This is a genomic window from Streptomyces prasinopilosus (assembly GCF_001419695.1).
Taxonomy (GTDB): Bacteria; Actinomycetota; Actinomycetes; order Streptomycetales; family Streptomycetaceae; genus Streptomyces; species Streptomyces prasinopilosus.
This window is the reverse complement of record NZ_LIRG01000035.1, coordinates 13,297-35,562: the sequence shown is the minus strand read 5'-3', so window position 1 is coordinate 35,562 and position 22,266 is coordinate 13,297. Positions and strand designations below refer to the sequence as shown.

At 71.2% G+C, this 22,266-nt stretch carries 19 protein-coding genes and 1 pseudogene; 3 read left to right on the top strand and 17 right to left on the bottom strand.

The genetic code is table 11. From position 1 onward, the window contains the following. Window positions 1-534: 534 nt before the first annotated feature. From AOK18_RS02355 to pcaDC, 4 genes are all read right to left on the bottom strand, one after another. Window positions 535-945 carry a DUF6278 family protein gene (locus tag AOK18_RS02355; RefSeq protein WP_055693163.1) on the bottom strand — a complete coding sequence of 137 codons (411 nt, stop codon included), beginning with the start codon at window positions 943-945 and terminating at the stop codon, window positions 535-537. Between the two features lie 93 nt (window positions 946-1,038). Continuing rightward, window positions 1,039-1,818 (bottom strand): exodeoxyribonuclease III, encoded by a 780-nt coding sequence (locus AOK18_RS02350; RefSeq protein ID WP_055572573.1) that lies wholly within the window; start codon window positions 1,816-1,818, stop codon window positions 1,039-1,041. 60 nt (window positions 1,819-1,878) lie between these two features. Beyond that, window positions 1,879-2,514, bottom strand: coding sequence for an MBL fold metallo-hydrolase (locus AOK18_RS02345; protein ID WP_055572574.1), 636 nt, complete (start codon window positions 2,512-2,514; stop codon window positions 1,879-1,881). A 74-nt stretch (window positions 2,515-2,588) separates the two neighbouring features. Further along, on the bottom strand, window positions 2,589-3,887 hold the full coding sequence (gene pcaDC / locus AOK18_RS02340; protein ID WP_055572575.1) for a bifunctional 3-oxoadipate enol-lactonase/4-carboxymuconolactone decarboxylase PcaDC: 1,299 nt from the start codon (window positions 3,885-3,887) through the stop codon (window positions 2,589-2,591). Window positions 3,888-4,377: 490 nt separating this feature from the next. On the opposite strand from pcaDC, the gene AOK18_RS02335 reads away from it, so the two are divergent. Continuing rightward, window positions 4,378-6,063 (top strand): ribonuclease J, encoded by a 1,686-nt coding sequence (locus AOK18_RS02335; RefSeq protein ID WP_055693162.1) that lies wholly within the window; start codon window positions 4,378-4,380, stop codon window positions 6,061-6,063. 464 nt (window positions 6,064-6,527) lie between these two features. Here the strand turns inward: AOK18_RS02335 and AOK18_RS02330 are convergent, their stop codons facing one another. The 7 genes from AOK18_RS02330 to AOK18_RS02300 form a co-directional block, all read right to left on the bottom strand. After that, on the bottom strand, window positions 6,528-6,866 hold the full coding sequence (locus AOK18_RS02330; RefSeq protein WP_055693161.1) for an SCO5918 family protein: 339 nt from the start codon (window positions 6,864-6,866) through the stop codon (window positions 6,528-6,530). Window positions 6,867-6,916: 50 nt separating this feature from the next. Continuing rightward, window positions 6,917-7,321 (bottom strand): CBS domain-containing protein, encoded by a 405-nt coding sequence (locus AOK18_RS02325; protein ID WP_055693160.1) that lies wholly within the window; start codon window positions 7,319-7,321, stop codon window positions 6,917-6,919. A gap of 46 nt (window positions 7,322-7,367) precedes the next feature. Then, on the bottom strand, window positions 7,368-8,861 hold the full coding sequence (locus AOK18_RS02320) for a DEAD/DEAH box helicase (protein ID WP_055693159.1): 1,494 nt from the start codon (window positions 8,859-8,861) through the stop codon (window positions 7,368-7,370). Window positions 8,862-9,206: 345 nt separating this feature from the next. Next, entirely contained in the window at window positions 9,207-9,410 is a 204-nt protein-coding gene (locus AOK18_RS02315) for a cold-shock protein (RefSeq protein ID WP_003973099.1), read from the bottom strand. 672 nt (window positions 9,411-10,082) lie between these two features. After that, entirely contained in the window at window positions 10,083-10,571 is a 489-nt protein-coding gene (locus AOK18_RS02310; RefSeq protein ID WP_079104810.1) for a GNAT family N-acetyltransferase, read from the bottom strand. Between the two features lie 363 nt (window positions 10,572-10,934). Beyond that, the gene (locus AOK18_RS02305; protein ID WP_157865000.1) at window positions 10,935-11,144 is read right to left on the bottom strand and encodes a hypothetical protein; all 210 of its coding nucleotides are present in this window, start codon (window positions 11,142-11,144) and stop codon (window positions 10,935-10,937) included. After that, a complete protein-coding gene (locus AOK18_RS02300; RefSeq protein WP_055693156.1) occupies window positions 11,141-12,787 on the bottom strand; it encodes a glycoside hydrolase family 27 protein in 1,647 nt (548 codons plus the stop codon). The genes AOK18_RS02305 and AOK18_RS02300 overlap by 4 nt, the downstream gene beginning before the upstream one ends. 342 nt (window positions 12,788-13,129) lie before the next feature. Between AOK18_RS02300 and AOK18_RS02295 the strand changes: the two genes are divergently transcribed. Then, a complete protein-coding gene (locus tag AOK18_RS02295) occupies window positions 13,130-14,740 on the top strand; it encodes a glycoside hydrolase family 43 protein (protein ID WP_055693166.1) in 1,611 nt (536 codons plus the stop codon). Between the two features lie 200 nt (window positions 14,741-14,940). Here the strand turns inward: AOK18_RS02295 and AOK18_RS30225 are convergent. Continuing rightward, window positions 14,941-15,123 (bottom strand): annotated as a pseudogene (locus AOK18_RS30225) (LacI family DNA-binding transcriptional regulator); the annotation flags it as partial. A gap of 208 nt (window positions 15,124-15,331) precedes the next feature. Between AOK18_RS30225 and AOK18_RS02290 the strand changes: the two are divergent. Next, window positions 15,332-16,297 (top strand): glycoside hydrolase family 6 protein, encoded by a 966-nt coding sequence (locus AOK18_RS02290; protein WP_055693155.1) that lies wholly within the window; start codon window positions 15,332-15,334, stop codon window positions 16,295-16,297. A 372-nt stretch (window positions 16,298-16,669) separates the two neighbouring features. Here AOK18_RS02290 and AOK18_RS02285 read toward each other — a convergent pair whose 3' ends face one another. Genes AOK18_RS02285 through AOK18_RS30215 form a run of 5 tightly spaced genes read right to left on the bottom strand, consistent with a single transcriptional unit; the run spans window position 16,670 to window position 22,266 of the window. Further along, a complete protein-coding gene (locus AOK18_RS02285; RefSeq protein ID WP_055693154.1) occupies window positions 16,670-17,419 on the bottom strand; it encodes a sulfite exporter TauE/SafE family protein in 750 nt (249 codons plus the stop codon). Window positions 17,420-17,435: 16 nt separating this feature from the next. Further along, window positions 17,436-17,975 (bottom strand): flavin reductase family protein, encoded by a 540-nt coding sequence (locus AOK18_RS32790; protein WP_055693153.1) that lies wholly within the window; start codon window positions 17,973-17,975, stop codon window positions 17,436-17,438. After that, on the bottom strand, window positions 17,972-19,033 hold the full coding sequence (locus tag AOK18_RS02275; RefSeq protein WP_055693152.1) for a MupA/Atu3671 family FMN-dependent luciferase-like monooxygenase: 1,062 nt from the start codon (window positions 19,031-19,033) through the stop codon (window positions 17,972-17,974). Before AOK18_RS02275 ends, AOK18_RS32790 begins: the two co-directional genes overlap by 4 nt. A 17-nt stretch (window positions 19,034-19,050) precedes the next feature. After that, on the bottom strand, window positions 19,051-20,904 hold the full coding sequence (gene asnB / locus AOK18_RS02270) for an asparagine synthase (glutamine-hydrolyzing) (protein WP_055693151.1): 1,854 nt from the start codon (window positions 20,902-20,904) through the stop codon (window positions 19,051-19,053). A 30-nt stretch (window positions 20,905-20,934) separates the two neighbouring features. Continuing rightward, window positions 20,935-22,266 carry an acyl carrier protein gene (locus AOK18_RS30215; protein ID WP_079104808.1) on the bottom strand — a complete coding sequence of 444 codons (1,332 nt, stop codon included), beginning with the start codon at window positions 22,264-22,266 and terminating at the stop codon, window positions 20,935-20,937.

Below are 22,266 nucleotides of genomic sequence, written 5' to 3'. Positions count from 1 at the left end.
GACCGGGCACCACCCGCCCGACGCGCAGCTGACCTTCTGCCCGCCGGCGAACAACCCGTGGCGCGGGCCGTCTTCACGACGCGGACAGTGATCTCCGACTGCCGCCGGACGGGACTGGCCGATGTGAACCGCCGCCCCGCGGATGCGGGCCGGTGGGCCCCTCCCGGCGGCGGCGTCCCCCGCTCCGTCCGCGAAGTCCCCCTCCCCACCGGGACGGAGAAAACATCGTAGTCGAGGCCGGGCCGGGCGCACCTCCCCCTGCCCCCACTCCCTCGTCCGGAGATCCCGGAAAGCGGCTCACCTGCCCGGTTCCCGCCCGGGCGCGTGAAGGCCTTCCCGGGTGTACGGCCCCCGGTGGCAAGGCCGTTGACCGGGGAGCCGTCGCCCGTCGGCGCGGGAGGCCGCCGCCGGAGCGGACGGGGTCCGTCCCGCACGTGACGACGATCACTCCTCCCCCGCTCGCGGCGGACCGGTGTGCGGCGGGACGCGGCCGGGGCCCGGCGGGCGCGGACCGGCCGGGGTCCGCCGGGCGTCTCACGCCTCGGCGACCTCGGCGTACAGCTGGGACAGTTCGGGCACGCCGCCGGCGGCCCAGGCGTGTCCGGAGTCCACGACGTCGAACTCCCGCCCGGAGGCGAGCCGTACGACGGGCTGCCCGTCGGAGCGGATCTCCCAGGCGGCTCCCGGCACGGTGCGCACGATGACCGTGCCCAGGTACAGCCCGGCGTCGTTGCCCAGCCAGGTCAGGGTGTCCTCGTCGTCCCGCCAGCTTCCCGGGACCAGCTGGTCCAGTGCCTCCAACGAGGCCGGGGAGTCGTCCAGTCGGACGCCGGCCCGGGACACCTGGGAGCGCAGCAGCTCGCACTCGGCGAGGAGTTCCGCGAGGCCTTCGGGATCACGCGCTCCGGGCTTGCGGCGCCGGTCGCCCAGGAAGGGGATGTTCATCCTTCCAGCGTGACATTCGCGCCGCCGTCCGCACCACGGGGCGCGCGGACGGCGCCGCCGGGTGGCCGGTTACCGATCATCCGTGGCCGGTGGTCACACGTCCAGGTCGACGACGACCGGTGCGTGGTCCGAGGCGCCCTTGCCCTTGCGCTCCTCGCGGTCCACGTAGGCGTCGGAAACGGCCTCGGCGAACGGCTCGTTGCCGTACACCAGGTCGATGCGCATGCCGCGGTTCTTGGGGAAGCCGAGCTGGCGGTAGTCCCAGTACGTGAACGGGTGGTCGTACTTCAGCGGGCGCGGGACGACGTCGCTCAGGCCGGTCCCGCGCAGGGCGGCGAGGGCGGCGCGCTCGGGCCCGGTGACGTGGGTGAGGCCCTCGAAGGCCGCGATGTCGTACACGTCGTCGTCGGTCGGCGCCACGTTGTAGTCGCCGAGGACCGCGAAGGGGCGGCTGCCCGCCGCGTCGCCGGCCACGGCGGCCTTCAGCGCCTCGAACCACCGGAGCTTGTACGCGTAGTGCGGGTGGTCCACCTCGCGTCCGTTGGGCACGTACACCGACCAGACGCGGACCGGGCCGCAGGTCGCGGAGACGGCCCGGGGCTCCAGCGCGCCGTCGTAGCCCGGATCGCCGGGCAGGCCCTTGACGACGTCCTCCAGGCCCACCCGGGAGAGCACCGCCACGCCGTTCCACCGGCCGGTGGCGTGCACCGCCGACTCGTAGCCCAGCTCGCGCAGTTGCTCCACCGGGAAGTTCTCCTCGGCGACCTTGGCCTCCTGGAGGCACAGCACGTCCGTGCCGCTGCTCTCCAGCCAGGCCAGGAGCCTCGGCAGGCGGGCGGTGATCGAGTTCACGTTCCAGGTCGCGATGCGCATGTCCTCCAACCTACCCGGCACCCGTGACACCGCCCGCTCACCGGGGGCCGCGGGGGCGTCTCACAGCTCGGCCGTCGCCCCCGGGGCCAGGCGCAGGTGCTCGGCGCCGCCGAGGGCCCCGATCTGGCGGTCGTAGATCGGGCGGGCCAGGTCGGTGAGCAGGGCGTCGTGGATGTCGTAGGCGCGTTCGGGCCGGACCTCGCGGACGTAGTCGATGACCTCCGAGATCTTGTTCCAGGGGGCCATGACGGGGAGCATCAGCGTCCGGACCGGGTGGCCGGGGACGGTGAGGGCGTCGCCGGGGTGGAAGAGGGCGCCGTCGTCGACGAGGTAGCCGACGTTGGTGACCCGCGGGATGTCCGGGTGGATCACGGCGTGCAGCTCGCCGTGCACCTGCACCTCGAAGCCCGCGGCGGTGAACGTGTCGCCGTGGCCGACGGTGTGCACCCGGCCCGGGAAGGCGGCCGAGAGCTGGTCCGCGACGGATTTCAGGGTCCAGATCCGGGTGGCCGGGTCGGCCTCCAGCGCGGCCCTGAGCCTGCCCTCGTCGAAGTGGTCCGGGTGCTCGTGCGTGACGAGGACGGCCTCCGCGCCGAGCGCGGCGTCCTCCTCGCTGAACCCTCCGGGGTCGATGACGAGGGCGCGGCCGTCCCTCTCCAGGCGGACGCAGGAGTGCGACTTCTTCGTGAGCCTCATACGTCCATCCTGCCCCCTGCGGGCCCGCCCCGGCGCGAGGCCCCGGGGCCCGCCCTCCCGGCCGGTCCCGGGACTCACACCTGGGGCGTGGTCTCCTCGCGGACGACCTGCTGGGCCACCCGGAACGCGCTGTTCGCCGCGGGGACGCCGCAGTAGACGGCCGCCTGCAGCAGGACCTCCTTGATCTCCGCGGGAGTGAGGCCGTTGCGCAGGGCGGCCCGGGTGTGGACGGCGAGGTCCTCCAGGTGGCCGCCGGCGACCAGGGCCGTGAGGGTGACGCAGCTGCGGGTGCGCCGGTCCAGGCCGGGCCGGTCCCAGACACCGCCCCAGACGGAGCGGGTGACGTACTCCTGGAAGTCGCCCGAGAAGTCGTCGGCCTGGGCCAGCGCCTGGTCGACGTGCGCGTCGCCCAGCACCTCGCGGCGGACCTTGATCCCGGCCTCGTACGGGTCGGGGCCGCCCTCCCGGGGGTCCGGCGGGACGGCGGCGGCGATCTCGCCGACGGGCCCGGCCTGCTGCGGCACGACCACCTGCCCCGCCTGGACCTGGACGGCGGGCAGGGCGACGTGTCCGGTGGCGGCCTCGAAGCCGGGCTGCCAGGCGGTGGAGAAGTGCCGGACCAGGAGATCGGTGACGGCGGCGGGCTGCTCCACCGGTACGAGGTGGGAGGCGCCGGGCACGACGGCCAGCCGGGCGTCCGGCACCCCGGCGACCAGCGTGCGGGCCTCGGCGGGGCCGGTGACCTGGTCGTCCGAGCCGACCAGCACCAGCGTCGGCACGCCGACGCTGCCGAGGCCGGCCCGTACGTCGAACGCGGCGAGGGCCTCGCAGGCGGCGATGTAGCAGCCCGGGTCGGTGGTGCGCACCATCTGCACGGCCCACTCGGTGATCGCGGGCTGCGCGGCCGCGAAGCCACTGGTGAACCAGCGGTCGGGCGCGCTGCGGGCGATCGGCTCGAGCCCGTTCGTGCGGACGATCACCCCGCGCTGGCGGAACTCGTCGGCGGTGCCGAACCGGGGCGAGGCGGCGATCAGCGCGAGGGAGGCGAGGCGTTCGGGGTGGTGCAGGGCCAGTTCGAGGCCGATCGCGCCGCCGAGCGCGCAGCCCGCGTAGCCGAAGCGCTGCACGCCGAGCCCTTCGAGGGTGGCGAGCAGTCGTGCGGTGAGGTCGCCGACCGATCCCCCCGGGTAGGCGGGGGCGCCTCCGTGTCCGGGCAGGTCGAACCGGAACACGCGCCATTGTTTCGTCAGTTCGGGGATCTGCCGGTCCCACATGTGCCATGTCGTGCCGAGCGAGGGACCCAGGATCAGGACAGGGGCGTCTTCCGGTCCGTCGAAGCGGTATTGCAGGGTGTTCGGTGGTGTCTCACTCACGCCCCAGACCTTCTCACGTCTCGCGGTATCGCACACGGCCGCGGGAACCCGGCGACTCCCGCCCCTCGCGGCGCGGCACCGCCGGCACCGCCGGGATCCTCGGGAATCAAGGTACGAGTTCTCCGGCGTGCACGCGTGGCCGCCCGGACAGTGTGTCCTCCGGGCTCGCACGCTCTCCCAGTCCCTGCGCCGCAGAGCTTGCTCCTGAGCGCCGACGGCACCCGCGTCTCGACTCCTCCGAGTGGACCAGTGCCGAGTCTCACCGGGAGGCGGACAACGCCGGAAAACACGACAGGGCGTACGAGATCTTCTCCAGCACCGGGCGAACGGTCCGGCCACGGAAGGCGGTACCGCTTTCACCACTCCCCGTTCCGGCCGCCGGCGTGATCCGATCGTGCTGAGACAGCCACTGCGTGTCCCGCTCCGTCGGGAAAGGGAGATCCCACAGGCAATGGATCGCCCTGTCCCGCTCTCCGGGTACCGTCAGGGTATGAGTCATCCGCACCCCGAACTGAAAGCCGCCCCGCCCCTTCCCGAAGGAGGGCTGCGGGTCATCGCCCTGGGCGGCCTAGGTGAGATCGGCCGCAACATGACCGTCTTCGAGCACGCGGGCAAGCTGCTCATCGTCGACTGCGGCGTGCTGTTCCCCGAGGAGACCCAGCCCGGCGTGGACGTGATCCTGCCGGACTTCACCTCGATCCGGGACCGGCTGGACGACATCGTGGCCGTGATCCTCACCCACGGCCACGAGGACCACATCGGCGGCGTGCCGTACCTGCTGCGCGAGCGGTCCGACATTCCCGTCGTCGGCTCCAAGCTGACGCTGGCGTTCCTGGAGGCCAAGCTCAAGGAACACGGCATCCGGCCGCGCACGGTGCGGGTGCGGGAGGGCGACCGCCGCGGCTTCGGGCCCTTCGACTGCGAGTTCGTGGCGGTCAACCACTCCATCCCCGACAGCCTCGCGGTCGCGATCCGCACCCGGGCCGGGATGGTGCTGCACACCGGCGACTTCAAGATGGACCAGTTCCCTCTCGACGACCGCATCACCGATCTGCGCGCCTTCGCCCGCCTCGGCGAGGAGGGTGTGGACCTGTTCCTCACCGACTCCACCAACGCCGAAGTACCCGGCTTCACCACCTCCGAGCGGGAGCTGAACCCGGCGATCGAGCAGGTGATGCGCACCGCGCCACGCCGGGTCATCGTCTCCAGCTTCGCCAGCCACGTGCACCGCATCCAGCAGGTCCTGGACGCCGCCCACCAGCACGGCCGCAAGGTCGCCTTCGTCGGCCGGTCGATGGTCCGCAACATGGGCATCGCCCGTGACCTGGGCTATCTGAAGGTCCCCTCCGGTCTGGTCGTGAGCACGAAGGAGCTGGAGAAGCTCCCGGACCACAAGATCACCCTGGTGTGCACCGGTTCCCAGGGCGAACCGATGGCCGCGCTGTCACGGATGGCCAACCGCGACCACATGATCCGCATCGGCAAGGGCGACACCGTCCTGCTCGCCAGCTCCCTCATCCCCGGCAACGAGAACGCCATCTACCGGGTGATCAACGGACTCACCCGGTGGGGCGCCCACGTGGTCCACAAGGGCAACGCCAAGGTGCACGTCTCCGGGCATGCCAGCGCCGGCGAACTCGTCTACTGCTACAACATCGTCAAACCGCGCAACGTCATGCCCGTGCACGGCGAATGGCGCCACCTGCGGGCCAACGGCGACCTCGCCATCCGTACCGGTGTCGACCCCGAGCGGGTCGTCATCGCCGAGGACGGCGTCGTCGTCGACCTGGTCGACGGGCGCGCGTCCATCACCGGTAAGGTCCCCGCCGGCAACGTCTACGTGGACGGCATGGAAGTCGGCGGCGCCACCGAAGCGTCCCTCAAGGACCGCCTCACCCTCGCCGCCGAAGGCGTGGTCACGGTGGTGGCGATCGTCGACGCGGACACCGGCGCCCTCGCCGAGGCACCCGACTTCCTGGCCCGCGGCTTCGTCCACGACGACACCACCTTCGAGTCGGTCGTCCCGGTCATCGAGAAGACCCTGGCCACCGCGGCCGAAGAAGGCGTCGGGGACGCGCACCAACTCGAACAGCTCGTCGCCCGCGCCGTGGCGAACTGGGCCTTCCGCACCCATCGCCGCAAGCCCCTCATCATCCCCGTCATCATCGACGCCTGAGTCACAGCCCGGCAGCACGCCCCCGGTTCCGGTCGGGGGCTCGCCGGCATCGAGGTCGGGCACGGGAGTCAGCAGCCACCCCAGGAGGCCGGAACGGCAACGCACTCCGCATGATGAGTCGTCGGGAACACGTCCCAGGGAATGGAGGCGCGAAAACCCGCAGTTCAACGGGAGTTTTAGCACCTTGGGGGCGGTCTCTGGAGTGCCCGGAGCGTCACACGGGGGTCACGGTCACGCCAGCCGAGGTCGTGCAGGACCTCGCCCGCCTGTACGCCGCCGTCACTCACGACAAGACCACCGGGCACGACCGAGGCGACCATGTTCGCCGACGGCGTCACAACACCACCTCATCGACCGGATCCAGCAAGCAGCCACGGAGAGGGAACGGGTGCAGCGACAGCGACGGGACCATGCTGCACGCAGTGTGGGCCCGACCGGCGTACCGGTCGGGCCCACGCTTCTGGTCAGATGTCGGCTCGTGCCTGTTTACCCGGTCGGACCGTCCCGGGGGTGCCGAGCATCGCGGAGGCGTGCTGCAGCGAGCCGGGGATGCCCAGAGGCGCGGCCTCGGGGAGGGCGCGGCAGGTGAAGCCGAGCTGAGTCATGGCCCGGAGGACTTCGGCGGCACTGAAGTCACGGCGGTCCTGGCGGGTGATGACCTGGCCGACTTGCTTGACGGGGTAGTGGCGGCGGCCGATGATCACCGATTCTCCGGCGACCGGTTCGGGCTTGATGCCCTTCATCGATTCCAGCACTCCGCCCTTGGTGAGCTCGAAGGGGAAGCGGGCGATGACGCAGCGCATGGGGCCTCACAGAGAGAAGGGAAGAACGGTCCGACCAGGGGCGAGGCATTTCAGCGGGAGAGGGCGAGGCTGCCCGGGGCGCTGCCTTGCTCGTCGACGACCCGCAGAGCACCGAGCCGAAGGGAGCGCATCGCGTGCTCGGCTTCGCCCCTCGTGGTCACGGGTGAGGTGAACGATCCGTGGTCGCCGAGGATGTCGCGCAGGCGGACGCGGTCCGTGTGAGCGCCGCTGTCGCGGACGGCGGTGAGGTCGGTTCGGGTCACCGGGCCGATGCGCTGGTCGTCCTGGTCGCAGACGACCAGTCGGCCCGTGCGTGCGGCGGCTATGACGGCCGGCGCCACCTCGACGCTCATGTCGTCACAGACCTGCGGTCCGGCCACGTCGATGAACTCGACCACCGTCCTGTGCAAGGGGTTGGCGTCCGCCGAGCGGGGCTGCGTCTGAACCGGCGTCAAAAGGTGCCTCCTGCAGAAATGGGTCAGCTTCCTGATCACGAAGGTTCTAGGCCACCACGCCGAGGACGGGCCGGCGTACGAGAGCCCGCCGGGCCGTCGAGGAGGGGCGGCGCCGACCGCGGGAGGAGGCGCTGCGCTTGGGGCGGTCGACCACCGGTGCGGTGATGACGACCGGGATGCCGGAGGGGGCCTGGGCTCCGGTGATCCGGCTCAGGGCCTCGTCTCCCGAGCGGATCTGGGTGGTCTGCGGCCGGATTCCGGCGTCCGACATGAGGCGGACCATGCCGCGGCGCTGGTTCGGTGTGACCAGCGTGACGACGCTGCCGGACTCGCCGGCGCGGGCCGTGCGGCCGCCGCGGTGGAGGTAGTCCTTGTGGTCGGTCGGAGGGTCGACGTTGACGACGAGGTCGAGGCTGTCGACGTGGATGCCGCGCGCCGCGACGTTGGTCGCCACCAGCACGGTGACGTGCCCCGTCTTGAACTGCGCCAGCGTGCGGGTGCGCTGCGGCTGCGACTTGCCGCCGTGCAGCGCAGCGGCGCGTACCCCGCTGCTGAGCAGGTCCTGGGTCAGCCGGTCGACGGCGTGCTTGGTGTCCAGGAACATGATCACACGGCCGTCGCGGGCGGCGATCTCCGTCGTGGCGGCGTGCTTGTCGGCGCCGTGGACGTGGAGCACGTGGTGCTCCATCGTCGTGACCGCACCGGCCGACGGGTCGACGGAGTGCACGACGGGGTCGCTCAGGTAGCGGCGCACCAGCAGGTCGACGTTGCGGTCCAAGGTGGCGGAGAACAGCATCCGCTGCCCCTCCGGACGCACCTGGTCGAGCAGCGCGGTGACCTGCGGCATGAAGCCCATGTCGGCCATCTGGTCCGCCTCGTCGAGGACGGTGACGGCGACCTGGTCCAGCCGGCAGTCGCCACGGTCGATGAGGTCCTTGAGCCGTCCGGGCGTCGCGACGACGACCTCGGCCCCGCCGCGCAGCGCGCCGGCCTGCCGGCCGATCGGCATCCCGCCCACCACCGTGGCCAGCCGCAGCCGGACGGAGCGGGCGTACGGGGTGAGCGCGTCGGTGACCTGCTGCGCCAGCTCACGCGTCGGTACGAGGATCAGCCCCAGCGGCTGGCGGGGCTCAGCACGCTGTCCAGCGGTACGGGCGAGTAGGGCGAGGCCGAAGGCGAGGGTCTTGCCGGAACCGGTGCGCCCGCGGCCCAGAACGTCACGGCCCGCCAGGGAGTTGGGCAGCGTCGCGCCCTGGATCGGGAACGGCGCGGTCACCCCCTGCATGCCGAGTTCGGCCAGCAACTGCTCGGGCATGTCGAGATCGGCGAACGCCTCCACGGCGGGCAACGCGGGGGTGATCGTCCTGGGCAGTGCGAACTCACCCTGCACTGCGGCGGGCCGGCGGCCGTAACCACCGGACCGGGCAGGCCCGCCCGAACGGGGCTGTGCCTGCGAGCCGAAGCGGCTGCCGCCCCTTCCTGCGTCGGCACTGCCACTACGGGCGCGGGCGGAGCGATCGTTCGTACGTGTGCGGTTCATGCGGAACCTTCCTCGATGTGGCACATATCAAGGAATTCCCGCAGCAATGAGCGACATGGAGAATTACAAGTATGGACCGGCGGCAAAGAAAAACAGCTTTAGGCCGGCGGAAATATCCGGGGGCACAGGTGCTGAAATGGGTGACGCGATGGGGACGTAAGATCCGAGCGTCGGCTGTGACGCAGCTCTTCAGGACGCTCGTGCATCACTGAAGGAGGAGCCGCGCGTGGTGGGACTGCGGATTCCTCCGAGTCGTCCCGCGAGTGAAACCGCTGCGGGAAATGCGTGCAGCTGGGGCCCGCACCCCGAAGGATGCGGGCCCCAGCTACAGATGGTGCGTGAGCGTCAGGCGGGAACGATGTTCTCGGCCGTCGGGCCCTTCTGGCCCTGCGCGATGTCGAAGTTGACCTTCTGACCTTCGAGCAGCTCACGGAAGCCCTGCGCGGCGATGTTCGAGTAGTGGGCGAACACGTCGGCGCCGCCACCGTCCTGCTCGATGAAGCCGAAGCCCTTTTCCGCGTTGAACCACTTCACGGTACCAGCAGCCATGTCATATCTCCTTTGGGGCAGTACATCGGAATCCGCACCGTACGGACACCGTGTCGCCGCGATGATCACCCCGCCCGGAAAATGACCGGATTTACAAAAGTGCTCCCGACCGACAGAAGCCGGGTCGGGGCACTTGAAGTTTTGGGAACCACAACTGCAACTGAGATCGACAGTAGCACACCGGAACGGCCCGTGCGCATTACGCAATTCCGCTCTGCTCATTGCGGCAAAAACTCTCACTACGCGGTCTGTCAAAGCCTCACTTCGCGAGCACAGATATTGATCCACTTGGAGTGCTACGTCTCAGGAAGAGCGGTCTCACAAAGTGCAACCCTGACCGCCAGGGGGCAACGACGTACGCGGCTGTCCGTAAGACGTCCTCGAAAGGCGTCCAGCAGCAGCCTCGCCTCGCTCCTGATGCGGGCGTGACATGTGAAACTACGCATTCACAGCGGCCGACCTCGATCGTGTGTGGAGCGAGCTGAGGTGTGCGCTATCCCAACGGCTCTGGGAGTGCCGGAGGTGAGGGAGTCGCCGGGAGAGGCCGCCGGCGCAGGCGATCCCCCGCCAGGGCAGGGACGACGGCACACACGGAGCGCGCGGCGTCCAGCGGCTCCTGTATGCCGGCCACCCTGCAGGCGAAGCCGGTGCCCTGCGAACCGGCACACCGCGTCACTCCGAAGAAACGCGGAACTCGAATTCGGGACGGTCCCACGGCACGGCGGGTGGGTTCGCGAGCGCGGTCCCGATCCGCACCGCACCGGCGCGGTGGTAGAAGCCCTCGGCGGGAAGGTGCGACACGACCTTGACACGGTCGAGCCCGGCGGCACGGGCCTCGGACTGCATGTGCGCAACGAGCAGCCGTCCGATACCCCGTCCTTGCGCTTCGTCGGCGACGAACAGCAGGTCGAGCTCCGGGGGAGCGAGGACGAGCGAGTAGAACCCGAGGACCCGGCCTCCGTGCTCGTCGGCGCCGACGGCCACAAAGGCGCGGTGGGCCTCGAGGTAATCCGGCCCGACCCGGTAGCCCGCGACCGCGGCTGCGTACTTACCCGCGTAGGCGCCCGAGCCACGCACGAGCCGCGTGAGCCGTTTGGCATCCCGCGCGACAGCCCTCCGTATCGTGATCGGCCGGCTGATCGGGGAAGTGCGTGAACCCATCGGGGGAGTATTTCGCACCGGGGCGCACCGCCGTGCGGCGGGTCGGCTGCTCGGGCGGAATTCCTGCTCCCCTCCCGGGGACCGCCTGCCCGGGCCCCGGTCGACCAAGTCGCTGCCGCCGCATCGGCCGCCCGCCGAAGGTCTTCCCGATCGGCCGGCCGGCGCGGTCGCCTTCCCCCTCCCTCGACCGCTGCGACCGCCCTTCCGACACCTCGCATCAAGAGTGCGGTCGGAGCGCCATGCCGACGGTCGCGGGCCGCTCGACGGCGCACTGCCTCACCGCGTCGGGGACCACGGTGACGGGCACGACGCCCTGAGCCGGGACCGTGTCCGCCCGGGAGATCCCCCGGGCGGACACGGCGCTCAGCCGCGGGCGGTGCCGTGCGGGGTGCAGGCGCTCGGCGGGAGGGTGCTGCCGGTGTGGCCGGCCGGCCGGGAAGCCGAGGTACCGACGCCCGGGGCCCCGCCGCAGCCGGAGCCGGGGGCGGCCGGGCCGGCGGACGCGGCAGCCGTGCGGGAGGCCGGGGCCGGGGTGGTGTCGCTCTGGCCGTGGCCCGGGGCCGTGTCGCTCACGCGCGGGTCCACTTCTGGTTGGCCTGGCCGTTGCAGGTCCACAGCACCAGCGGGGTCCCGTTGGCGGTGCCGGCCCCGTTGGCGTCGAGGCACAGTCCGGAACGGACGTTGCGGATCGAGCCGTCGGAGCCGATGGTCCACTTCTGGTTGTTCTGGCCGTTGCAGGGCCAGGTGATGACACGGGTGCCGTTGGTGGTGCCCTGGTTGTGGGCGTCCAGGCACTTGTCGCCGTAGACGCGGATCTCGCCGCCCGCCCATGTGGTCCACAGCTGGTTGGCGGCCGTGTGGCAGTCCCACAGCAGAGTCGCGGCGCCGGCGGCCGTGGAGGCGTTGTCCACGTCCACGCAGCGCCCGGAGGCGTCGCCCCGCAGGCGTGAGGTGGTGGCGGCCAGCGGGCTGCCGCCGCTCACCCGGTACGCGGCGACGCCGTGCGCGGGGACGCTCGCCGAGATCTGCCCGGACGTGCTCGACGTGCCGCCGGTCCACAGGTCGGTGAGGGTGAACGGTCCTCCGCCCAGGCCGATCTGGGCGGCCGTCGTGGTGACCGTCGCCGCGCTCTCGCCCCGGTTGAACAGCCCCACCGCGACCGAACCGTCCGCCAGGGGCTTGGCGAACACCTCGATGTCGCCGTCGTCGCGCACCCTGCGTCCGCCCGCGCCCCGGGAGTCCTGGTTCACCGCCAGCAGGCGCGGGTTGCGCAGGATCGCGCTGACGTCGGCGGACATCGTGCGGATGTCGTTGCCGGCCATCAGCGGGGCACTCATCAGCGCCCACAGGGCGAAGTGGGAGCGGGACTCGGTCAGCGACAGGCCGGGGCGGCCGACGACCAGCATGTCGGGGTCGTTCCAGTGCCCCGGGCCGGACTGCGCGGCCAGCGGCGCATTGACGTCCAGGACGTTGCCGACGCCCATCGGGTAGCTGTTGGTGTTGCCGTTCTGCCAGATGTCGAGCAGGTCCTCGGTCGTCCGCCACAGGTCGGCGACCTCGCCCCAGTCGTACGTGGACCCCGTGATGGCGTGGAAGCTGTTGGGGTTGATGCTGTAGACGATCGGCCGACCGGTGGCGCGCAGGGCATCACGCATCAGCTTGAACCGCGCGACCTGCTCGTCACGCGTGCCGCTCGAGGAACACCAGTCGTACTTGAGGTAGTCGACTCCCCACGCGGCGAACGTGGCGGCGTCCTGGACCTCGTGGCCCCTGCTGCCCGTGGAGCCCGGGTAAGTGCCCACGGTCTGCGCGCAGGTGCGCTCCCCCGGCACCTGGTAGATGCCGAACTTCAGGCCCTTGCCGTGGATGTAGTCCCCGAGGGCCTTCATCCCGCTCGGGAACTTCGTCGGGTTGGCCCGCAGGTTGCCCTGCGCGTCACGCTGCGGGTCGAACCAGCAGTCGTCGACCACCACGTACCGGTAGCCGGCGTCCCGCATGCCCGAGGACACCATCGCGTCGGCGGCTTGGCGGACCTGGGCCTCGGTGATTCCGCACCCGAAGCTGTTCCAGCTGTTCCACCCCAGCGGTGGGGTGAGCGCCGGACTGCCCGGCGCGGCCGTGGCGGTGGACTGCGCTGAGGCCGTCACGGACGCGGTCACCGTCAGCACGGCGGCCGTGAGGAGGCGGAACAGTCGTCCGCCTGGTCGTCTGGGCACCGGGACTCCTTCGGCAGGAAAGAGAGAGGAGAGGGGGTTCGAAATTTCGATTGGCGTTCGGAAACCTCGGACGCCCCACGGATATTAGAGAGGCGACCGGCCCTGTCAACACCTCCCCGAGGAACGGGATCTGTCGCGTGATCAGCAAGGGAGCAAGGCCGAGGCGCACCGAATCCGCGCCAGTCGCTTCGAACGTTTCGAAGCGGCGCACGACTTGTGCGAGAAGGGTTGACGGGGTACGCCGCCCTCCTATCATCCGGAATGCTCGACAAGTCGCACCATGTTCGATATTTCGAATGCGACAGAGTCGCTCCGACCGATGAACTCGAGGTGGACACCTCCATGGATATGTCATGGCTACATCAACCTCTTACCCGTCGCCGCACGCTCGCGGCCGCCACCGGCCTGGCCGCCGGCGCCCTCCTCCCCTCTGGGCCCGCCCTCGCGACCGCGGCGCAGTACACGAACCCGGTGATCTGGCAGGACTTCGCGGACATCGACATCATTCGCGTCGGCGACACCTACTACGCCTCGGCCTCGACGATGCACTACTCGCCGGGCGCGCCCGTTCTGCGGTCGTACGACCTGGTGAACTGGGAGATCGCCGGCCATTCGGTACCCGTCCTCGACTTCGGCGCCAAGTACGACCTGAACGGCGCCCGCGGCTACGTCAGGGGAATCTGGGCATCGTCACTGGCCTATCGGCCCGGTAACAGGACCTTCTACTGGCTCGGCCAGATCGACTTCGCCCGGACGTACCTCTACACCGCCACCGCGGTGGAGGGGCCGTGGAACAGGCTGACGACGATCAGCACCCCCTACTACGACGCCGGCCTGCTCGTCGACACCGACGACACCCTCTACGTGGCGTACGGCAACACCACCATCAGCGTGGCCCAGCTCTCGCCCGACGGCCGCAACCAGGTCCGTACGCAGGAGGTGTTCAGGACACCGTCCGGCGTCGGCACCTTGGAGGGCGCCCGGTTCTACAAGATCAACGGGCAGTACTACATCTTCCTGACCCGCCCCGCGAACGGCCAGTACATCCTCAAGTCCTCGAGCGGCCCCTTCGGCCCGTACACGATGCGGCAGGTCCTCCTCGACCTGCGCGGACCGATCCCCGGCGGCGGCGTCCCCCACCAGGGCGGACTGGTGCAGACGCAGAGCGGCGCCTGGTACTACATGGCCTTCGTCGACGCCTACCCCGGCGGCCGCATGCCCGCCCTGGCACCGGTCACCTGGACCGCGGACGGCTGGCCCGTCGTACAGCTCGTCAACGGCGCGTGGGGCACCACGTATCCCAGTCCGGCCGTACCCCCTCCGCCCCGCCAGGTCACCCCGATGACCGGCGTCGACACCTTCGACGGTACGACCCTGAAACCGGGATGGGAGTGGAACCACAACCCCGACCCCACCAAGTGGTCGGCCGGCAACGGCCTGACGCTGCGGACCGCGACCGTCACCCACGACCTCTACTGGGCCCGCAACACCCTCACGCACCGCATCCAGGGCCCCACCTCCACCGCCACGGTCCAGCTCGACCACTCCGCGATGCGGGACGGCGACCGGGCCGGGCTCGCGCTGCTGCGTGACTCCTCCGCCTGGATCGGCCTCAAGCGCGACGGCGGCGCGACACGGGTGGTGATGGTCACCGGGCTGACCATGGACAGCAACTGGAACACCACCGGCACCGGCACCGAGATCGCGAGCGCGCCCGTCTCCGGCGGCCGCGTCTGGCTGCGCGCGAACGCGGACATCCGCCCTGGCGCACCGCGCCCCGGGACCTTCTCCTACAGCACCGACGGCATCACGTTCACCCGTCTCGGACCCGCCTTCTCCATGGGCAACGACTGGCGGTTCTTCATGGGCTACCGGTTCGCCCTCTTCAACCACGCCACTCAGGCCCTCGGCGGCGCGGTCCGCGTCACGCGGTTCGAGGTGTCCACACCCTGAACCGAGCCATCGACCGCGCCGCCCGACCCCCGCCCCGGCCAGGAGGACCATGAGCCCGCCGAAACAGCCCGGTCTTCGCCGGGCATCCGTCCTGAGCGTGCCGGCCGCGACCGTCCTGACGAACCCGGCACCGCGACCGGCATCAGCGAGAAAGGGGCAGGCCGCAACCAGTACCCGAGCCATCGGACTGACGGGCGGCCGGCGCGCGGGCGGTCGTCGGGTACGTAACCGAGGTGCCGCACGGTCCGTTCGACGGCCTCGCGCTCGGCGCGGCCGACGTGCGGGGCGTTGTCGAGGGCGCGGGAGGCCACGGAGCGGGAAACACCGGCGCGTTCGGCCACCTCGTCGAGCGTCGGACACCGACGCGGCGCTGCTTCTGCCATGGCTCCTGAGTCTTCCTCAGGCGCGGAACGCTCAGGGACGCATGAGAGGGGATCGCTTCCAGTGCAGTGGCCCACAGGACCTACGTCCCCCTGTGAAAGTCGCATGCCGCGCCGTCCATTGACAGCTCAACCACCCACCCACACGATGGGGACCGCTTCTAGTGGGAGCGCTCCCAAAGCGCACCTCCTCCGAAACCGAGGTCCTGTCTTGAGCCGCAGACTCCGCACCCTGATGGCAGCGCTCTGTGCTCTGCCGCTGGCGTTCGCCGCCGCACCCTCCGCCCACGCGGCCGACCCCACCACCATGACCAACGGGTTCTACGTGGACCCCGACTCGAGCGCGAAGCGGTGGGCGGCCGCCAACCCCGGCGACGGCCGGGCCGCCGCGATCGACGCCTCCATCGCCAACACACCGATGGCCCGCTGGTTCGGCTCCTGGAGCGGCACCATCAGCACCGCGACAGGTGCCTACGTCGGAGCGGCGGACTCCCGGGACAAGCTGCCCGTCCTCGTCGCCTACAACATCTACCACCGTGACTACTGCGGCGGGCACTCCGCCGGCGGAGCCGCCTCGCCGTCCGCCTACGCCGGCTGGATCGCTCAGTTCGCCGGAGGCATCGCGGCCCGCCCGGCCCTCGTCATCCTCGAACCGGACTCCCTCGGAGACTACGGCTGCATGACCCAGGCCCAGATCGACGAACGCGAGGCCATGCTCACCGGCGCCCTCGCCGAGTTCAACCGCCAAGCCCCCAACACCTGGGTCTACATGGACGCCGGCAACCCGCGCTGGGCCGACGCGGCGACCATGGCCCGGCGCCTCCACGAAGCCGGCCTCCGACAGGCCCACGGCTTCTCGCTCAACGTCTCCAACTACGTCACCACCGCCGAGAACACCGCCTACGGCAACGCCGTCAACAACGAACTGGCCGCCCGCTACGGCTACACCAAGCCGTTCGTCGTGGACACCAGCCGCAACGGCAACGGCTCCAACGGCCAGTGGTGCAACCCCTCCGGCCGCCGCATCGGCACGCCCACCCGGACGGGCGGAGGCGCCGAGATGCTCCTGTGGATCAAGACTCCGGGCGAGTCCGACGGCAACTGCGGTGTCGGAACCGGCTCCACGGCCGGCCAGTTCCTCCCCGAGGTCGCCTACAAGATGATCTACGGCTACTGATCCAGGACGCCCGCCGTCCGCACAGGCGACCGGCAGTCCGCCGGGGCGGCGGGCACTCCCCCGTCCCTCTCACCGGGGAGGGACGCCCCGCACCCCGGGGGGTGAGGCCGATACGCGGAGAAGGCTTCCCGGAGGAACTGAAGCCGCCCTTCGAGGTCCTCGGTGACGGCGAGGGCGCCGTCACCGGCCGGAACGGCGGCGCCCGCGTCCCTTCCCCGGGTGATCCGGGAAAAGGAAACCGGGTGCGGTGGTGCCCGTGCCGGACGCCGCACCCCCCGGGTGAAAGCCCCGCCGGGCCGCACCCGCGGGGCTTCCCGTCGAACGCCGCTGTCACACGCCTGCCGCCGGCTGCGTGGACGCGGGCCGAGCGGTTCACCAGGACCTGGCGATCAGGTCGGCCATGGCGAGCAGTCCGACCGCGGCGATCGCGCTCCGCAGGGCCACCGGCGACAGCGACCGGCCGTACCGGGATCCGAGCAGACCCCCGGCCGTCGACCCCGCCGCGACGATCCCGGCGACGTACCAGTCGACGGTGGTGACGCTGACGAAGACGACCGCCGCCACCAGGTTCACCGTCAGCGCCAGGGCGTTCTTGACGGCGTTCAGGCGCTGCAGGTCCTCGGTGGTCAGTGCGCCGAGCAGTCCGATGAGGACGACCCCCTGCGCGGCTCCGAAGTAGCCGCCGTAGATGCCGGTGCCGAACACGCCGAGCCGGAGCCCCGCACCGCCGCGTCGCTGCCCGGCGGCCGGCCGGCGGGCCAGGACGGGCTGCAGGACCACCAGTGCGCAGGCCGTACCGATGAGCACCGGCACGATCTTCTGGAACCAGGCGGACGGCAGGTACAGCAGCAGGAGGCTGCCGATCAGCGCGCCGCCGCCGGCGGCCGCCGCGAGCCGCAGGAGGAGCGGGCCCTGTCCGGTGAGCTGCCGGCGGTAGCCGTACACCGCGCCGCCCATGCCCGGCACGAGCCCGACGTTGTTGGACACCGTGGCCAGGATCGGCGGGTAGCCCATCGCGATCAGTGCGGGGAACGTGATCAGCGACCCCGAGCCGACCACCGCGTTGACGGCGCCCGCTCCCGTGGCGGCGATCGTCAGCAGTCCGAAATCCCATCCGTCCACAGCTACTCCGAACCCCTCATGGCAGCCGCGGATCCGGTTCCGCACCGAGGCGGCTTCGGCTGAACAGCAGGGCCGGCTCCTCCGACAGCATGCCGAACGTCTGCACGGCGCCGACGAGGATGGTGTGGTCGCCGGCCGGATGGGTGGACTCGACCAGGCAGTCGAAGTAGGCGATCCCGCCGAGCAGCACCGGCGAACCGGTGCGGGGGGCGGGCGCGTGGGCGACGGTGGAGAACGCGGCGCCGCCCCGGGTCCGGACCGGGTCCGCGAACGACCGGGCCGTCGGCTCCTGGAGGGAGCTCAGCACGGTCACCGCGAACCCGTCGCCGGACAGCACCTGGCGGGCCGTCCGGGAGCCGGTCCCGAGCACCGCCAGGACCAGCAGCGGGTCGAGCGACACGGTGGTGAACGCGTTCACCGTCATGCCGTGCGCCTCCCCGTCCCGGACGCAGGTCAGCACGGTCACGCCGGTGGGGAACCGGCCGGCCGACCGCCGGAACTCACTGGACGGGTGTTCCGGCAGCCGCACCCGGTCGGCGCTTTCGGTGCGGGTCACCGGCCGTCTTCCGAGGTGGCCGCCCGCAGTGAGCCGAGGAGACCGAAACCGGCCGCGACCTCGTCCCGGGGCACCCCGAAATCGATCAGGCAGGCGATCTCGTCGACATCGGCCTTCCGGACCCGCTCGACGACGTCGACGGCCTTGTCGAGGGTGCCGAGCAGACCGCCCTCGTCGAAGTACCGCTCGAAGGAGCGCTCGACCAGGGCGTCGAAGTGCCGGGGGCTGAGCGCCTCGGGGTCGATCCGCCGCCCCTTCGGACCGGAGCTCATGGTCAGCCCGGCGAAGCTGCGGAGGTAGGCGCACAGCGGTTTGCGGACCGTCTCCCTGGCGACGGCCTCGTCCTCGTGCAGGTACGTGTGGAGCATGAGGACGACGTGTCCGCGGTCCCGGTCCGAACCCGACCGGACCGCGTACTCCTCGCGGTAGAGCGCGACCTTGTCGGACAGGTCCTCCAGGCTCTGGCCGACGAGGTGGGTCAGCAGCCCGGCCCGGGCGCGGCCCGCCGCCCGGAACGTCTCGGGACCGCCCGAACTCGTGATCCAGACCGGGAGTTCGGCCTGCACGGGACGCGGATAGGACCGCACGGACTGGGTTTCGCCCGCGCCGTCGACGACGGACAGCGAGCCGCCGCGCCACAGTTCGCGCACCTCCTCCACGGTCGTCTCCAGCTTCGCCTTGCGGTCCGCGAAGTTCTCCGGACGCAGCGCGAAGTCCTGCGGGTGCCATCCGGAGGCGAACGACACGCCGACCCGGCCGCCGGAGAGGTTGTCGACCACCGACCACTCCTCGGCGATGCGGACCGGATGGTGCAGCGGTGCCACCACGCTCCCCGCGCGGATCCCGACGCGCTCGGTGACGGTCGCGACGGCCGCCCCCAGCACGGACGGGTTCGGATAGATGCCGCCGAACTCGTGGAAGTGCCGCTCCGGTGTCCACACCGCGGTGAAGCCGTGGGTGTCGGCGAACTTCGCCCCTTCGAGGAGCAGACCGTACCGGTCCGTCGCGTCGGCCTCCGCCTCCTGCTCGTTGGCGAAGTAGAACAGACTGAAATCCATGGTCTTGACGTCCTCCGTCAGATGTCGAGGGTGACGTCGTAGGCCGACAGCCACCGGTTGAGCCAGAGCGCCATCTCCAGCCCGCCGCGGCTGTAGGGAAGGCTCGTCGCGCTCAGCGACCGGTCCATGACCTTGTCGACCCTGGCCCGGTCCAGGAGCGGGTGCACCGGTGCGTTCCGGTCGGCGAGCACCTCGGCCATCTCGGCCCGCAGCGCGGCCTCGTACCCCGGATCCTGGGTCGCCGGGTACGGCGTCTTCTTCCGCTCCAGGATCGACGCCGGCAGCAGGTCCCGGGCCGCCGCGCGCAGCAGGCTCTTCTCCTGTCCGTCGAACGTCTTCATCTCCCACGGCGTGTTGAACACGTACTCGACCAGGCGGTGGTCGCAGAACGGCACGCGGACCTCCAGCCCGACCGCCATGCTCATGCGGTCCTTGCGGTCGAGGAGGGTCTGCACGAACCGCGTCAGGTTGAGGTACGACACCTTGCGCATCCGCCGGTCGACGTCGCTCTCCCCGGCCAGCACGGGCACCTCGGCGACGGCGTCGGCGTACCGGTCGGCCCGGTACCCGGCGATGTCGAGCTTCTCCCGCAGGCCGCCGTCGAGCAGCGACGTGCCGCCGAAGTACCGGGCGGAGCCGGAGGTGAGCCACGGGAACGTGGTCGCGTCGACCGCCTCCGGGCGGTGGAACCAGAGGTAACCGCCGAACAGTTCGTCGGCGGACTCGCCCGAGAGCGCCACCGTCGAGTGTTGGCGGACCGCGCGGAACAGGAGGTAGAGCGACGGCCACATGTCGCCCCAGAAGGCCGGCGGCACGTCGGTGGCGCGCAGCACGGCCGCCCGCACCTCCGGCTCGGACAGCTCGCGGCTGTCCAGCAGGATCTCCCGGTGATCGGTGCCGACGTGCGCGGACAGGTCCCGCACGAACGGTGCGTCGGGGGCGCCGCGCACCGCGTCGGGTTCGAAGCTGTCGGTCGAGCCCTTGAAGTCCACGGAGAACGAGTTCACGCGGCCGCGGCCTTCGCGCTCCAGGACCTGGGCGGCGATCGCCGTGATGGTCGAGGAGTCCAGCCCGCCGGAGAGCAGGGTGCACACCGGCACGTCCGAGATCAGCTGCCGGGCGACGATGTCCTCCAGCAGGTCCCTGACGTTCGCGACGGTCCGCTCGCGGGTGTCGGTGTGCGGCGCCGCTTCGAGCGTCCAGTACCGGGCCTTCCTGATGCCCGTCGCGTCGACCCGGAGCACCTCGCCCGGGAGGACCTCGTGCATGCCGCTGAACACGGCGGCCCCGGGCGTCTTCACCATGTCCAGGGCCTCGCACAGGCCGGCCCGGTCGACGGTCCGGCGCGCCTGCGGGTGGGCCAGGATCGCCTTGGGCTCCGACCCGAACAGGAGTCCGCCGGGGGTGGGGTGGTAGTAGAGGGGCTTCACGCCCATCCGGTCCCGGACGAGAACGAGCTCCTGGCGCACCGCGTCCCAGATGCCGATGGCGAACATGCCGTTGAGGCGGCGGGCGAAGTCCACCCCCCACTGGAGGTAGGCCCGCAGGACGACCTCGGTGTCGCTGTTGGTCCGGAACGTGTGGCCGTGCTGGACCAGCTCCGTGCGCAGCTCACGGTAGTTGTAGACCTCGCCGCAGAAGGTGAGGGCCGCGAGCGTGCGGTCGCCGTCGTGGTCGGCGACCATCGGCTGTTTGCCGCCTTCGAGGTCGATGATCGACAGCCGCCGGTGCCCCAGCGCGATCGGACCGGAGATCCACGTCCCCTCCTCGTCCGGACCGCGGCACTCCATGGTCCGGGTCATCCTGCGTACGAGTTCGTGATCGCGTTCGGGTCCGCGATCGCGGTCGAACCATCCGGTGATTCCGCACACGTCGTGTGTTCTCCGCTCTTCGGATCGGGGCTAGGCCAGGCGGCTGTCGACGACCGCGAGGAGCTCGCGCGGTGTCTTCGCGTCGGAGGTGACGGACTCGGGGAGCTCGATCCCGTACCGGCGTTCCAGCTTCGAGATCGCGTTGAGCAGCGTCAGCGAGTCGTATCCGAGGGCGTCGAACGTGAGGTTGAGGACCTCCGGCGTCGGATCGACCGGATTCTCGTAGTCGTTGCACTCGTTGAGCAGCTCGATCAGCTCGTCGAGGGTGAGCTTCTCCATGGGGCGGCCTTTCGTCGGGTGGTCGGTTCGCAGGGACGGGTCGGGGCGGAGCACCGCGTCGGCCGAGGCGACGAGGGCCCGCAGGAAGTCGGGGTCGAACGGTCCGTAGGTGCGCCGGCCCCCGGCCGAGCGGGGCGACATCAGGTGCCCGAGCCGCGGATGGACCGTCAGCTCGGACCGCAGGCCGTGCGCGAGCGCCGCGCGGTGCAGCAGGTGGGCCTGGCGGGGCGGCGTCGTCCAGTCCTCGGCGCCCACGTGGATCGTGATCCGGCCGGTGAGCCCGGCCAGTCGGCGGTGCGGAGCGGGCTGCGCGAACCAGTCGCGCCAGAACGAGGCGGGCGCCGACTCGTCGCCGTGCGCCAGCGCCTGCCGCTCCCAGGTGTCGTACTCCAGCGCGAGTTCGGCGCGCAGCAGTTCGAGGTCGACAGTCGGGCCGAAGCGGTCGACCAGGTCGAAGTCCTCCCACCAGCCGCTGCGCCCCGTCTCGTCGGCCTTCGCCGCGGCGAGGTCGACGCTGCCGTCCGCGCCGGTGAATCCGCCCGTGCTCAGCCATTCCAGACGCCGGTCCAGGCCCATCCACCGCTGGAACACGGGACGCGCCTCGGCGCTGGGGGCGACGACCGCCAGGTGGCTCTCGCCCCCGAGGCGCTCCGCCGCGGCCACCGCCACCTCCGCGCCCATCGAGACGCCCAGGAGCAGGACGCGGTCGCCGTCCACGTCGGGGTGGGCCCGTGTCCGTTCGGCGACCCGGACCGCGTCGTCGACGAGGCCGGTGAACGTGAACCGGGGTGAGCCCGCGCCGCCGTGGTGGTCCTCGCTCAGGAAGCGCGTGTCGAACGCGGCCGCGGCGAGTCCGGCCCGGACCAGGGCGGCACCCAGGTCGTCGAACAGGCGGACCGGGCCGTTCCCGGACGCCTCGGCGGGAAGGAAGGCGTCCCGGTCCCAGGCTCCGAACGGGTGCAGCAGCACGACCGCCGGGACGCCCCGGCCGGGCGGGAGCTCGTTCGGGAGCCGCAGTACCGCGGTCCGGCCGTCGTCCCACGACAGGTCGTCGGTGCGGCCGGGGGCAGTGTTCGTCGTCAT